The sequence below is a fragment of the Thioalkalivibrio sp. ALJT genome (genome assembly GCF_000381825.1).
Taxonomy (GTDB): domain Bacteria; phylum Pseudomonadota; class Gammaproteobacteria; order Ectothiorhodospirales; family Ectothiorhodospiraceae; genus Thioalkalivibrio.
This window is the reverse complement of sequence record NZ_KB907121.1, coordinates 361,091-375,145: the sequence shown is the minus strand read 5'-3', so window position 1 is coordinate 375,145 and position 14,055 is coordinate 361,091. Positions and strand designations below refer to the sequence as shown.

Here is a 14,055-nt window from a genome sequence, read left to right as displayed (position 1 = left end):
GACCGCTGCTCGGCCCGAAAAAGGGAAATCAGAATTTTAGCAGGAGCAATGCCCGCACCGAAGCGGCCGCAGCGGGATCGAGGTATCCCGGGATTCGTGTTTCCCTGCGCCATTACTTGCCGATGCAGAAACCGGCGAAGATCTCGCCCAGCAAGGCCTCGTGGTCCTGGCGCCCAAGGAGTGCGTCCAGGGCGCGTTCGGCCAGACGCAGTTCCTCGGCAATCAGGTCCGGCGGGGCACTGGCCTCGACCCGACCCAGGTGCTGGGCCGCGACACGCAGCCCGTCAAGATGACGTGCGCGCACACTGAAACGCTGCTGGCCGGCGGCGCTGGCGCCCAGCCGTTCGACGATCGCCTGCTTGAGTGGATCAATGCCGGCACCCGTTCGCGCCGAGATCGCGAGGCCCTGTGGTGACCGCGGGTCCGCGACGCGGTCCTGCTTGTTCCAGACCGTGAGCCACGGGATATCGCGGGCGGCCTCCAGGTCCGGCTTCGCCTCGGGACGGGTGAGATCGCGCAGCTCCAGGATCAGATCCGCCCCGGTTGCAGCTTCGCGGGCGCGTTGCATCCCGATGCGCTCCACCGGGTCATCGCTGGTGTGCAGCCCGGCGGTATCGATCAGCTCTACCGGGATGCCGTGGATGGCAATGGGCGAGCGCAATACGTCACGGGTCGTCCCGGGGCGGTCGGTGACGATCGCGACCTCGCTCTCGGCAAGTCGATTCATCAGACTGGACTTGCCAACGTTCGGGGCCCCTATCAGGGCCAGACGCAGGCCCTGGGCGAAGTAACGCGCCGGGCGCAGGCGTTCCAGCAGCGCCAGGATGGTGGTGTGCAACTGCTGCGACCGCCGGGCAATGTCCGGCGCGGCCTCGGATTCAAGGTCGGTCTCGCCGAAGTCGAGCTCGGCCTCGATGATCACGCGCAGGTCGCGGATGGCACGGGACACAGGCGCCAGTTCGGCCGCCAGCGCGCCGTCGAGGCTGGAGCGAGCAAGGCGCGCGGCCGCGGCCGTCTGGGCATGGATCAGATCAGCAACCGCCTCGGCCTGCGCTAGATCCATACGGCCATTCATAAAGGCCTGTTCGGTGAATTCGCCCGGGCGCGCACGGCGGGCCCCGAGGTCAACGGCCGCCGTGACCAGCCCCTCCAGCAGCACCGGACTGCCGTGGCCCTGCAGCTCGACCACATCCTCGCCGGTGTAGGAATGGGGGGTCGGGAAGTAGAGGATCAGCCCGTCGTCCATGACCTCCCCACTGGCCGGATCGGTGAACCGGCCGTAATGGGCATAACGCGGCCGCAGCCGGGGGCGCCCCGTGAGGCGACGGGCGATGGCCAGCGCCTCGGGGCCGGACAGGCGCACTACACCAATACCGCCGACCCCCGGCGGGGTGGCGACCGCGACGATGGTATCCGCCACGGTCATGCAGGCCCTATTCCTTTTTCTTTTCCGGGTCCTGTCCAGCCTCGATCTTGCGCGTGATGTACCACTGCTGGGCGATGGAGAACAGGTTGTTGGTGAACCAGTACAGCACCAGGCCTGCCGGGAAGAAGGCGAAGAACACCGTGAACACGAACGGCAGTGCCATGAAGATCTTCTGCTGCACCGGATCCATCGGCGGCGGGTTCAACTTGTACTGCACGAACATGGACACGCCCATCAGGATCGGCAGGATGAAGTACGGATCACGCGAGGACAGGTCCTGGATCCACAACCACCAGGGCGCCTGACGCAGTTCCACACTCTCCAGCAGCACCCAGTACAGGGCAATGAACACCGGGATCTGCACCAGGATCGGGAGACAACCACCCAGCGGGTTGATCTTTTCCTTCTTGTACAGGTCCATCAGCGCCTGGTTCATGCGCTGCTTGTCGTCCTTGTAGCGCTCCTTCAGCGCCTGCAGCTTGGGCGCGACCTTGCGCATGCGCGCCATGGAGCGGTAGCTGGTGGCGGACAGCTTGAAGAACACCAGCTTGATCAGGATGGTGAGTATGACGATCGCCCAGCCCCAGTTCCCGACCACGGTGTAGATCTTGTCCAGCAGCCAGAACAGCGGCTTGGACAGGAACGTAAAGATGCCGTAATCAACGGTCAGTTCCAGACCGCGGGCAATCTGCGACAATTCATCCTGCAGCTTGGGCCCGACCCATAGCTGAGTGGAGAACGCACCGGTCTCGCCAGCGGGGATCTGCAGGGACTCGGAGTGCAGGCCAATCAGATATTCGTCCCCGACTTCGCCCGGCACGGCGCGCGCGTACAACGCATTGACCTCGTCGTCGCCCGGCACCCAGGCGGACACGAAATAGTGCTGAATCATCGCAATCCAGCCACCCTGCAGGCGCTGCTGGATCGGATCGTCGCGCAGAGATTCGAAACGCTCGCGCTCGTAGCTGCCATCAAAGTAGGCTGCACCGGTAAAGGTATACAGCCACCAGGATTCACGATCCGGGGTCGGGCCATGGCGGAGCTGGCGATACTGGCGGCCGCTCCAGGTCGAATCCGAGCGGTTGTGAATCTGGTAGTCGACGTCGATCAGGTGTGTACCGCGAGTGAAGGTGTAGGTCTTGACGACCTCGATGTCGCCATCATCGGAGGTCCAGCGCAGCGGGACCTCCAGGGTGTCCTCGCCTTCCGCGAGCTCGAAACGATCCTGATCGACCTGGAAGTTGTCATGATGCGAAGGGGCGCGCCCTTCCATGGCACGATCGCTCACACGGTCATGGGTGAGGCCGCTCTGGGCAACATAGCCGCGCAGACGGTGGTCGAACAGGCGCACCGGCACCAGCGGATCATCCTGGAGATCCCGCGGATACTGCAGCAGGTCGGCGCGCAAGAGGGTGCCGCCACGGCTGTCGATCAGGATCTCGTGAGTATCGGTGCGAACGGTGATCTGGCGACGATCCGGCTCCTGCAGGGTGGTCACCTGAGGCCCGTCGGCCGCCGTGGGATCGGTTTCGGCGTCGGTTTCGAACTGCGGCGCGTCCGGTACATCTTCCGGGCGCGCATCGGGATCATCTGCAGCCTGCTCGGCGGCTCGGTCGGCCTGTGGCGGCGGGGTGCCATAGTCCTGGTTCCAGGCCTGCCACATCAGGAACAGGACAAAGGCCAGGGTCAGCCACAGCAGGGGACGAAGATTATCCATGGGTGCGACTACTCGGAAGGTCGGGAACGGGTGGAGTCGGACTTCGGAGCCGGGACCGGATCATAGCCGCCCGGCGACCAGGGGTGACAGCGCAGGATACGCCGCAGACCCAGCCAGAACCCGCGCAGAACGCCATGGGTTTCGACAGCTTCGACGGTATACGCCGAACAGGTCGGATAATGGCGGCAATGGGGGGCCATGAACGGCGAGATGCCGTACTGGTAGGCACGCACCGGCAACAACGCAATCTTGCGGATCAGGCTCATTGCAAACGGTCCAGCAGACGGTCGATTTCAGCGCGCAGTGCGCGACGTTCAGCGGTGACGGCACTGCCGCGCGCCAGCACGATCATGTCCACGGCCGGCAGATCCATACGCTGCTGCCGGAAGGCCTCACGCACGATCCGCTTGATACGGTTTCGGTCGCAGGCGCGCCGAACATGGCGCTTGCCGATCGCCAGGCCCAGGCGGGCCTGTTCACCCACCGCAGGACGATAAAGCAGCGTCAGGTGACGGCCGCGCTGGCGCCCGGCGTTGTCGAACACGCGCTGATAATCCGCGCCGGTCAGCAGGCGAACCTGGCGCGGAAAGGTCTGTATGTCGGGCGCCGCGGTCACGGGAGCCGGCGCACTGCCGAAATTACGGGCAGAGGCGCTTGCGGCCTTTGGCGCGGCGAGCGTTCAGGACCTTGCGGCCGCCGCGAGTGGCCATGCGGGCCCGAAAGCCGTGCGTGCGGGCGCGAACGAGCCGGCTGGGTTGGAAGGTACGCTTCATTGTGAGTTCCCGTGACGCGTTGAATTAAGGGCGGTGAAAGCTAACGCCATCCAGGCACAAAGTCAATGCCAGGAAAGCTTGGACGCTGGCACCTGAGGGCCCCATGGGCGTAGACTCGATGCCCCTATTTTTCCTATCTCCGGAGACCGTCGCGTGGCAGCCAATACCCTGTGGACAGCCTGTCTGGATCGCCTGCAGGGGAAGGTCAGCGAACAACAGTTGAATACCTGGCTGCGCCCGCTGCACGCGGAAGAAGCCGACGGGACCCTGCGCCTGCTTGCGCCCAATCAATTTGTTTTCGAGCACGTCCGCGATCACCTGCTGGATGGCATCGAAGCTGCCGTGGCGGAACTGCAGCCTGCAGGCGGGTGCCAGGTACGGCTTGGCATCGGCGGCGCGGAATGGTCGCAGGAGGCAATCGCGACGGGTCAGGACCGGGCTGCCCCTGCAGAACCGCGGCGCGCGACACCACGCCCCCAGGGGCCGGTGAGCAATCTGAATCCGGCCTTCACCTTCGACACTTTTGTCGAGGGCAAATCGAACCAGCTGGCACGGGCGGCCAGCCTGCAGGTGGCAGAGAACCCCGGCATCGCCTACAACCCGCTGTTCATCTACGGCGGTGTGGGGCTGGGGAAGACCCACCTGATGCATGCGATCGGCCACAGCATCCTCGCGCGACAGCCGGAGGGACGGATTATCTATCTGCACTCGGAGCGCTTCGTGGCAGACATGATCAAGGCGCTTCAGCACAACGCGATCGACGAGTTCAAGCAGCACTACCGGACGGCCGATGCCCTGCTGATCGATGATATCCAGTTCTTCGCCGGCAAGGAGCGCTCGCAGGAAGAGTTCTTCCACACCTTCAACGCCCTGCTCGAGGGCCAGCAACAGATCATCCTCACCTCGGATCGCTACCCGAAAGAAGTGGAAGGCCTGGAGGAGCGGCTGAAGTCACGCTTTGGCTGGGGGCTGACCATCGCAATCGATCCACCGGAGCTGGAGACGCGCGTCGCCATCCTGCAACGGAAGGCGGAACAGGCGGGTATCGAACTCCCGTCGGAGGTGGCCTTCTTCATGGGCAAGCGCATTCGGTCGAATATCCGCGAGCTGGAAGGCTCGCTGCGACGGGTGATCGCGAATGCGCATTTTACAGGGAAACCCATCACGCTGGATTTTGCGAAGGATGCGCTGCGCGACTTGCTGGCAGTCCAGAACAAGCTGATTACACTCGAAAACATTCAGAAGACCGTGGCCGACTATTATCGCGTAAAGGTGACGGACCTGCTCTCAACGCGACGCAGCCGATCGATTGCGCGGCCTCGGCAAATTGCGATGGCACTGGCCAAGGAGCTGACGCAGCACAGTCTGCCGGAGATCGGTCAGGCCTTTGGGGGTCGCGACCACACCACGGTGCTGCATGCCTGCCGCAAGGTCGCCGAACTGCGTGAAGCAGATGCCAGCCTGGATGAAGACTACGCCAACCTGCTGCGAACCTTGAGCAGTTGAGGCAAACCATAGAAGGCGTGCATAAGGCTGTGGATAACCTGGGTGCAAGACCGGTATCAAACGGGGACAAATTCGGGGTCTGAATTTATCCACAGGTTGGCAACAGGCTTCACAGAGGTTCGAAGGCCAGATTGTTTTAGTGTAACCGATTGAAATATAACGGTTTATTGGTAGTTTTGCACAGGCAGAACGACCAGTTATTACTACGAATTTAATATCTAAATACTCTAGTTACAGGACATCGCCATGGAACTGTCTTTCAACCGCGAGACAATGACTGAATCACTGCAAAGGATTGTGGGCGCGGCCGAGAAACGATTGACGATGCCCATTCTCGGCAACGTACGGCTCCGGCCTGACGAGCATGGTGCAATTCGCATGGATACGACGGATCTGGAGCTTGCATGGCAGGCCGGAGCAGAAGGGAGCATTCCGGGCGACTGCGACGTTACGGTGTCGGTACGCAAGCTCCTCGATGTCGTGAAGGCAGCTCCTGCAGACAGCGACATCCGAGCACGGGTCGAGGGTGAACGGATGACCGTGGGTTTTGGCGGGTCACGTTTCAGTCTGGCCACCCTGCCCGGTGCGGATTTTCCCGACTGGGAAGCCCGCGGTTCGCAGGTCGTGCTGGATGTGCCACAAAACCGCCTGCGCCATCTTCTGGAAGCCACGATGTTCTCGATGGCGCAGCAGGATGTGCGCTACTACCTCCAGGGGCTGCTTCTGGTGGCCAGCGGTACCAGCCTGCGAGCAGTGGCCACGGACGGTCACCGTCTGGCGCTGTCCGAGGTCGAACTGGAGACACCCGTTGAGGGTCGGGTCGAGAAGATCGTGCCGCGCAAGGCCGTGGCCGAACTTCGCCGCAACCTGGCAGATGACGATAGCTCCCTCCGAGTGGGTTTCGGCGAGGATCAGGTGGTGTTCGATCTGGGTAGTGCCGTGTTGCGCAGCAAGGTCATTGAGGGCCGCTTCCCGGATTACGAACGCGTGATACCCACTGATTTGCCGGCCACACTGCGGGTGGATCGAGAACTGCTGAAGCGGGCGCTCGCACGCGTGGCGATTGTTGCCAGCGACAAGTATCGCGGTGTCCGGATCGTGTTGGGCGAACATGGCTGCCAGGTGATGACGCACAACGCAGACCGGGAAGAGGCGCAGGAGACGATTGAGGCGACCTACGATGGGGGAGCGCTGGAAATCGGTTTCAATCTCGGATATCTGGCGGACGTGCTCAACGTCATCGAGACCGAGCAGGTGCGCATCGGGCTTCGAGACGGGAATTCGTCGATCCTGATCAAGGCCGAACCGGCGGGTGGTGGTCGGTACGTCGTTATGCCGATGCGCCTGTAGGCGGGACTGATGTGCTGACCTCGCTCTGGTTTCAGGGCGTACGCAATCTCCAGGAGCAGACCCTCCAGCTGGCGCCCGGCATCAATCGTCTGGTCGGACCCAATGGCGCCGGGAAGACCTCGGTGCTGGAGGCGGTGCATATCCTCGCAGCAGGGCGCTCCTTCCGTACGCAACAATTACGCCGGGTTCTGACAACTGGCACCGCCGAATTATGGGTGGGCGGTGAGGTGGACCATCGAGGCTCCGGCGCCCATCGGATCGGTGTCGTCTGGGATGGGACGCGACGCTCGCGGCTGGACGGGCGCTGGATGGAGGGGCACGCGACAGTGGCGGAGTGGTTGCCGGTGCGGGTGCTGCATGCCGGTTCTTTTGAGCTGTTGACTGCCGGCCCCGATGAGCGCCGACGCCTGCTGGACTGGGGTGGTTTCCATGCGATTCCGGGGTATCGGGTCGCATGGCAGCGATGGCGGCGGGCGCATGAGCAACGCAACGCCGCACTCCGGCACGGCGACCGGTGCGGGGCACGGGAATTCGAACGGCCATTGGTGGAGTTCGGAGGGCAGGTAAACGAGGCCCGTGCGCGATACGTGATTCAGTGGAGTGCGGCGACCCGTGAGGCAGCCGGTGTCTTCGGATTCGGAGAACGCCTGGAAGGGCTGGAGGTCTCGCTTCGAGCGGGCTGGGATCGTGAACGGACCCTGGCGGAAGCCCTGGATCGGAGTCGTTCGATGGATGAAGAGCGGGGGTTTGCGCAGGTCGGGCCGCAGCGGGCGGATCTGGACCTGCGGCTGGACGGGCGTCCAGCGGCGGAGGCGTCGCGCGGGGAACAGAAGCGACTGGTGACGGCCCTGGTGGGTGGGCAGGCGCGGATGCTCGAGAACGAAAGCGGTCGGGCGCCGGTACTGTTACTGGATGATGTGGTCTCGGAGCTCGATCGGCCCGCGGTAGAAGGGCTGATGCGGGGGCTGGAAGGGAGTGGCTGGCAGATTCTGGTGACGGCCGTCGAGGATGCGATCCCGGGACTGGAGCAGGGGAGATCGGATCGATTGTTCCACGTGAAACATGGTCGTTTGTCAGTCGAACGTCGGAACTCGCCCCCCGTCTGATTTCCTTCCTAAGCAGCCTCAGTGTGTGCCACTCGCGGGCCCGCAGCATGGGATGAGCTCTGCGTCACAGCAAGGGATCTACGACAATGGAGTGCGGTCCGTTTTACCAGGCGTAACTGCGCCGCCTCGGTGGCTCTTGAATCCCCCCGCGACCCGTTGAACGCTGTTGCCAATGAGGCTGGCTGCAGCTTCCCCTGGCCACTTCATCGGCCGTGTTTCTTCCCATCCGGACCCTCCCCCCTTTGCGTTATACTGCAGGGCTTGTACCCGTCCGGAATACCCCTCGCAATGTCCGATCTCGAACCAAACGATCCTGCCGCCTACGACTCCAGTCAGATCCGTGTCCTGAAAGGGCTGGATGCCGTCCGTAAACGCCCCGGGATGTATATCGGGGATACCGACGACGGAACTGGCCTGCACCATATGGTGTTCGAGGTCGTTGATAACTCGATTGACGAAGCACTTGCTGGTTATTGCGACGCGATCGAGGTCACGATCCACGAAGACAACGCCGTTTCGGTAAGCGATAACGGACGCGGAATCCCGGTCGACATCCATGAGGAAGAGGGCAAGTCTGCAGCAGAGGTGATCCTGACCGTACTCCACGCCGGCGGGAAGTTCGACAACAATTCCTACAAGGTATCCGGGGGGCTGCATGGTGTCGGTGTTTCCGTCGTCAATGCCTTGTCCGAAGAGCTACGTCTGGAGATCCACCGTGATGGCCAGCGCCATGAGCAGGTCTATCATCTGGGTGTTCCCGAAACGCCCCTGGCGGCCACGGGTCCTACCGAACGCCACGGTACCCGGGTCTGGTTCCGCCCCAGCGCCGAGATCTTCACCGATATCCAATTCCACTATGAGGTGCTCGCAAAGCGCCTGCGCGAGTTGTCGTTCCTCAACTCCGGCGTCCGCATCACCCTGCGTGACCACCGTGACAATCGAGAGGAGACGTTCATTTTCGAAGGGGGCATCCGCGCCTTCGTCGAGCACCTCAATCAGAAAAAAACCGCCCTGCACCCGACCGTGGTCTACGCCGACCAGGCGCGGGAGGATTATTCCGTCGAGGTGGCGCTGCAGTGGAATGACTCCTATCAGGAGAATATCTTCTGCTACACGAACAACATCCCGCAGCGCGACGGCGGTTCCCATATGGCGGGCTTCCGTGCGGCCCTGACGCGCACCATCAATCAGTACCTGGAAACAGAAGGCCTGACGAAGAAGGCCAAGGTCGCCACTGCCGGCGATGACATGCGCGAGGGTCTGACCGCGGTACTCTCGGTCAAGGTGCCCGACCCGAAGTTCTCGTCGCAGACCAAGGACAAGCTGGTCTCGTCCGAGGTGAAACCCATCGTCGACAGCGTCCTGTCCGACGCCTTGAACAACTTCCTGCTGGAACATCCGCAGGAGGCCAGGGCCATCACTGAGAAGGTCCTGGATGCGGCGAGAGCCCGTGAGGCAGCACGCAAGGCCCGCGAGGTCACGCGCCGCAAGGGCGCGCTGGATGTTGCCGGCCTGCCCGGCAAGCTGGCCGACTGCCAGGAGAAGGACCCGGCTCATTCCGAGCTGTATCTGGTGGAGGGGGATTCCGCGGGCGGCTCCGCCAAACAGGGACGAGACCGGCACTTCCAGGCCATCCTCCCGCTAAAGGGCAAGATCCTCAACGTCGAACGCGCCCGTTTCGACCGTATGCTGGGGTCCGCCGAGGTCGGCACCCTGATCACCGCACTGGGCTGCGGGATCGGCAAGGAGGAATACGACCCCGACAAGCTGCGTTACCACCGCATCATCATCATGACCGACGCGGACGTGGACGGCTCCCATATCCGCACCCTGTTACTGACCTTCTTCTTCCGTCAAATGCCGGAATTGATCGAACGCGGCCACGTCTACATCGCGCAACCGCCGCTGTACAAGATCAAGCGTGGCAAACGCGAGCAGTACGTGCGCGACGAGATCGAGATGGCAGAGATCGTGATCTCCCTGGCCCTGGATGGCGCCGCGCTCTATCCCAGCCCGGACGCCCCGCCGATCACCGGCGAGGCCTTCGAGGACCTGGTCAAGGGATACCAGAAGGCCGCCCGTGCGGTGGAGCGTCTGGGTCGTATGTATGACGCGCGCATCCTCTGGGCCATGCTGGAAGCCGAGGCGATGCCGGACCCGCGCAGTGTCACGAATCCCGAGGTTCAGGCATGGTTTAGCCGTATTCTTGCGGGGCTCTCCAGCGACAAGGCTGGCGCAACCCGCTACAGCCTCGGCCCCCTGACGGAACAGGATGGCAGCGTTCAGCTCAGCCTGGACCGACTCGAACATGGAGCGCCGCTGTCCCAGTACATCAGCGACGACACCCTGGCTTCTCGGGATTTTCAGGCCGTTCTTGATCTATCGGCCCGCCTGAATGCCTTGCTGGATGCGGGTGCGTACATCAAGCGCGGCGAACGCATCCATACCATCGCCGGCTTTTCCGAAGCGATGGAGTGGCTGCTGCAGGAAGGCCGCCGTGGCCTGGCGACTCAGCGCTACAAGGGCCTGGGCGAGATGAACCCCGACCAGCTCTGGGACACCACCATGAACCCAGAGACCCGGCGTCTGCTTCAGGTGCGGGTCGAGGATGCGATCCGCGCTGACGAGATCTTTACCACCCTGATGGGCGATCAGGTTGAACCGCGCCGCGATTTTATCGAGAGCCGCGCCCTGAGCGCCGAAAACGTCGACGTCTGAAGCCCACCTCGGATCCGAGCTCATGGCGACCCTGATCACGCTCTTTGTCTTCACCGCGCTCACCCTCGTTGCGCTGCGCATGTATACCCACCTGGCCGTTCACGAGCGCCGGGTGATCGCGTCCTGGGATCGCCTGGATACCCTTCTCACGCAGCGCAATGGCGAACTCACTCAGCTCCGGCGTCTCGTGACCCCTCGGGTCCCGGTCCTGGAGCGTCTGCACCAGGCGATTCAGCGTCAGGAGACGGCCCGCCGCAGGGGCGACCTCTCCACGCTGGCTGAGAGCGAGCGTCAGATCCGCGACCTCTGGGATGATGTCCTGTCGCAACAGGCTGACTTGATTGAAAACCGCGCCGAAAAACCCGTGGCCGCGCGCGTCCATGCCCTTGATCTGGCCATCGCCGATCGTCTGACTGCCTATAACGCGGCCGTTTCTGCGACTACCAGCCTCCGCAGCCGTCCCTTCTTTGCGGTGCTGGCCGGCATAGGCGGCCATACTCGATTTCAGCCCATTCAGCCTCCCGCCTGGCCCGGCGATCCGCGTTAAGAAAGCTCGGACCGTATCCCCTTCAGGGAACGCCCTCCCGGCGCTCGGGTCCGAATGGCATAATGCCCCGCTGACCCGAGCCCCGGAGAAACCGTGTCCAACCCCCTTTTGCAGACGGATCGCCTGCCCGCCTTTCGTTCCATTGAACCCGAACATGTGTTGCCGGCCCTGGAGACCATTCTGGTCGAGAACCGGGCGGCCATCGATGCGCTGGTCGCTGCAGCGGGAGAGCGCCCCTCCTGGTCCACGCTGGTCCTTCCGCTGCAACGTCTGGATGCCCGTCTGGACGCGATGTGGTCGCCGGTGGGACACCTGAATGCAGTGATGAACGGCCCTGCCATTCGCGAGGCCTACAATGCCTGTCTGCCGTTGCTCTCTGATTACGCCAGCTGGGTCTCGCAGCACCAGGGGCTTTATCAGGCGGTGCGCCGCCTTGCCGACAGCGACGAATACGGACGCCTGCCGTCACCCCGGCGCAAGGTCATAGACGACATGCTGCGCGACTTCCATCTGAGCGGAGTGGACCTTGCCGAACCCGAACGCGACCGTCTGCGCGCGATCAACGCGCGTCTGTCAGAGTTGACGGCTCGTTTCGAGGAACATGTCCTCGACGCCACCCAGGCCTGGACCTGGCAAACCGACGCCGCGTCCGACCTCGCGGGGATCCCTGATTCGGACCTCGCCATGCTGGCCCAGAATGCTCGCGATCATGACCAGACCGGCTATGTCGTCACGCTGGACATCCCCAGCTACCTTGCCGTGATGACCCATGCCCGAGATCGTGATCTGCGTCATCGCGTGTATGAGGCCTTCACCACCCGAGCATCCGATCGCGGACCCGGTGCCGGCAATCATGACAACAGCGAGATCATGGTCGAGATCCTGCAACTGCGCGAGGAGAAGGCCAAGCTGACCGGGTTTGCGCATTACGCGGACCGTTCGCTGGCCACCAAGATGGCTGCCAGCGCCGAACAGGTCGAGGTATTCCTGCAGGATCTTGCCCGGCGTGCGCGGCCGCGTGCCGAACGCGACCTTGACGAGCTGCGCGCGTTCGCTCGCGAGCATCTGGACCTGCCTGAGCTGGAGGCCTGGGACATGGCCTATGCTGCGGAGAAGATGCGTGAGCGTCAGCTCGGGCTCAGCCAGGAGATGCTGAAACCATACTTTCCCGCCGATCAGGTCATTGATGGTCTGTTCAACCTTGTCCAGCGTCTGTTCCAGGTTCGCTTCGAGCCAGACCCGACCGTGGAGACCTGGCACGATGATGTCCGCTTCTACCGTATCTTCGATTCCACGGGTGCCGAACGGGCCGGCTTTTACTTCGATCTCTACGCGCGCAAGAACAAGCGCGGCGGCGCCTGGATGGACGTCTGCCGTAACCGCTTCGTAAGCAAGAATCGTACCCAGCTTCCCGTGGCCTACATGACCTGCAATTCCACCCCGCCGGTGGATGGCAAGGCCGCATTGTTTACCCACGACGAGGTCATCACCCTGTTCCATGAGTTTGGACACGGGCTGCATCACATGCTGACGCGCGTGGACGAACCCGACATCGCCGGTATCAACGGGGTGGAATGGGATGCCGTGGAGCTGCCCAGCCAGTTCATGGAGAACTGGTGCTGGGAGCGCGAGGCACTGGACTTGTTTGCCCGCCACCACGAGACTGGCGAGCCCATGCCCGAGGACCTGTTCCAGCGTCTGCAGGGCACACGCCATTTCCACGCTGCTTTGCAGCTGCTGCGCCAGGTCGAGTTCTCGCTGTTCGACATGCGTCTCCACGCCGCCCCCGCACCTCGCGATGCCGCTGCGATTCAGCAACAGCTGGAGGCGGTGCGCCAGGAGGTCGCCGTGGTCCACCCGCCCGAGTTCAACCGCTTTGCCCATGGCTTCAGCCATATCTTCGCGGGTGGCTATGCCGCCGGCTATTACAGCTACAAGTGGGCCGAGGTCCTCTCTGCCGATGCCTTCGGTCGCTTCGAGGAGGAGGGCCTGTTCTCGCCCGAAGTGGGCGCGGCCTACCTGAGGGAGATCCTCGAGGCGGGTGCATCGCGCCCGGCCGCCGAGTCGTTCCGTGCCTTCCGTGGCCGCGCGCCGCGCATCGATGCGCTGTTACGTCACAGTGGTCTGGAGGAGGAAGCTGCGTGAAGATTGCCAGCTGGAATGTCAATTCCCTGAAGGTCCGTCTGCCGCAGGTACTGGAATGGATGCCGCAGTCGCGTACCGACATCCTGGCCCTGCAGGAGACCAAGCTTACCGACGAGAACTTCCCCGTGGCGGCGATCGAAGAAGCCGGTTATCACGTGGTGTACTCCGGGCAGAAGACCTACAACGGCGTGGCCATTGTGGCGCGGAGCGCGCCCACCGAGGTGATCACTGACCCCCCGGGTCTGGATGACGCCCAGCGTCGTATCCTCGCGGCAACCTATGGTGACCTGCGCGTGGTCAATCTCTACGTGGTGAACGGCGAGAATGTCGGTACTGAAAAGTACGCCTACAAGCTCGACTGGCTGCAACGCATCCATGACTGGCTCGCCGATGAGGCCGTGCGTTACCCCAACCTGGTCGTGCTGGGGGATTTCAACATCGCCCCCGACGACCGGGACGTGCATGACCCGGAGGCCTGGCACGAGCGCATCCTGTGCTCCATGCCCGAACGTGACGCACTGACGAGGCTGACCGATCTGGGCCTCGCCGATACCTTCCGGGCCTTCGAGCAACCGGAGGCCGAGTATTCGTGGTTCGATTACCGAGCGGCCTCGTTCCGGCGCAACCGCGGACTGCGAATTGATCTGATCCTCGCCAGCCGCCCCTTGCAGGCCCGGCTCACGGCCGCCGGGATCGACCGCGAGCCCCGGGCCTGGGAACGCCCCTCCGACCACGCCCCGGTGTGGGCCGAATTCGCAGACTAGGTA

General features: G+C 63.2%; 12 protein-coding genes. 7 read left to right on the top strand and 5 right to left on the bottom strand.

The window, feature by feature from the left end; all coding sequences use genetic code 11:
• Positions 1 to 112: 112 nt before the first annotated feature.
• The 5 genes from mnmE to rpmH are packed head-to-tail and all read right to left on the bottom strand — an operon-like array spanning position 113 to position 3,916.
• Positions 113 to 1,426: a tRNA uridine-5-carboxymethylaminomethyl(34) synthesis GTPase MnmE gene (gene mnmE, locus G332_RS0101765; RefSeq protein WP_019625283.1), complete on the bottom strand. Its 1,314-nt coding sequence runs from the start codon at positions 1,424 to 1,426 to the stop codon at positions 113 to 115.
• A 7-nt stretch (positions 1,427 to 1,433) separates the two neighbouring features.
• Positions 1,434 to 3,143, bottom strand: coding sequence for a membrane protein insertase YidC (yidC, locus tag G332_RS0101760; RefSeq protein ID WP_019625282.1), 1,710 nt, complete (start codon positions 3,141 to 3,143; stop codon positions 1,434 to 1,436).
• An 8-nt stretch (positions 3,144 to 3,151) separates the two neighbouring features.
• Positions 3,152 to 3,409, bottom strand: coding sequence for a membrane protein insertion efficiency factor YidD (gene yidD, locus G332_RS0101755; RefSeq protein WP_019625281.1), 258 nt, complete (start codon positions 3,407 to 3,409; stop codon positions 3,152 to 3,154).
• Positions 3,406 to 3,759 (bottom strand): ribonuclease P protein component, encoded by a 354-nt coding sequence (gene rnpA / locus G332_RS0101750; protein WP_019625280.1) that lies wholly within the window; start codon positions 3,757 to 3,759, stop codon positions 3,406 to 3,408. Before rnpA ends, yidD begins: the two co-directional genes overlap by 4 nt.
• 22 nt (positions 3,760 to 3,781) lie before the next feature.
• Positions 3,782 to 3,916 carry a 50S ribosomal protein L34 gene (gene rpmH / locus G332_RS13145; RefSeq protein WP_018141118.1) on the bottom strand — a complete coding sequence of 45 codons (135 nt, stop codon included), beginning with the start codon at positions 3,914 to 3,916 and terminating at the stop codon, positions 3,782 to 3,784.
• Positions 3,917 to 4,069: 153 nt separating this feature from the next.
• Here rpmH and dnaA point away from each other — a divergent pair, with 153 nt between their 5' ends.
• The 7 genes from dnaA (at position 4,070) to xth (ending at position 14,052) form a co-directional block, all read left to right on the top strand.
• Positions 4,070 to 5,422, top strand: a complete 1,353-nt coding sequence (gene dnaA, locus G332_RS0101745; RefSeq protein ID WP_019625279.1) for a chromosomal replication initiator protein DnaA — start codon at positions 4,070 to 4,072, stop codon at positions 5,420 to 5,422.
• 246 nt (positions 5,423 to 5,668) lie between these two features.
• Entirely contained in the window at positions 5,669 to 6,772 is a 1,104-nt protein-coding gene (dnaN, locus tag G332_RS0101740) for a DNA polymerase III subunit beta (RefSeq protein WP_019625278.1), read from the top strand.
• An 11-nt stretch (positions 6,773 to 6,783) separates the two neighbouring features.
• The gene (locus G332_RS0101735; RefSeq protein ID WP_019625277.1) at positions 6,784 to 7,878 is read left to right on the top strand and encodes a DNA replication/repair protein RecF; all 1,095 of its coding nucleotides are present in this window, start codon (positions 6,784 to 6,786) and stop codon (positions 7,876 to 7,878) included.
• Between the two features lie 288 nt (positions 7,879 to 8,166).
• Positions 8,167 to 10,596: a DNA topoisomerase (ATP-hydrolyzing) subunit B gene (gyrB, locus tag G332_RS0101730; RefSeq protein ID WP_019625276.1), complete on the top strand. Its 2,430-nt coding sequence runs from the start codon at positions 8,167 to 8,169 to the stop codon at positions 10,594 to 10,596.
• 22 nt (positions 10,597 to 10,618) lie between these two features.
• Entirely contained in the window at positions 10,619 to 11,143 is a 525-nt protein-coding gene (locus G332_RS0101725; RefSeq protein WP_019625275.1) for a hypothetical protein, read from the top strand.
• A gap of 93 nt (positions 11,144 to 11,236) precedes the next feature.
• Positions 11,237 to 13,288, top strand: coding sequence for a M3 family metallopeptidase (locus tag G332_RS0101720; protein ID WP_026340514.1), 2,052 nt, complete (start codon positions 11,237 to 11,239; stop codon positions 13,286 to 13,288).
• Entirely contained in the window at positions 13,285 to 14,052 is a 768-nt protein-coding gene (xth, locus tag G332_RS0101715) for an exodeoxyribonuclease III (RefSeq protein ID WP_019625273.1), read from the top strand. The genes G332_RS0101720 and xth overlap by 4 nt, the downstream gene beginning before the upstream one ends.
• Positions 14,053 to 14,055 lie beyond the last annotated feature (3 nt).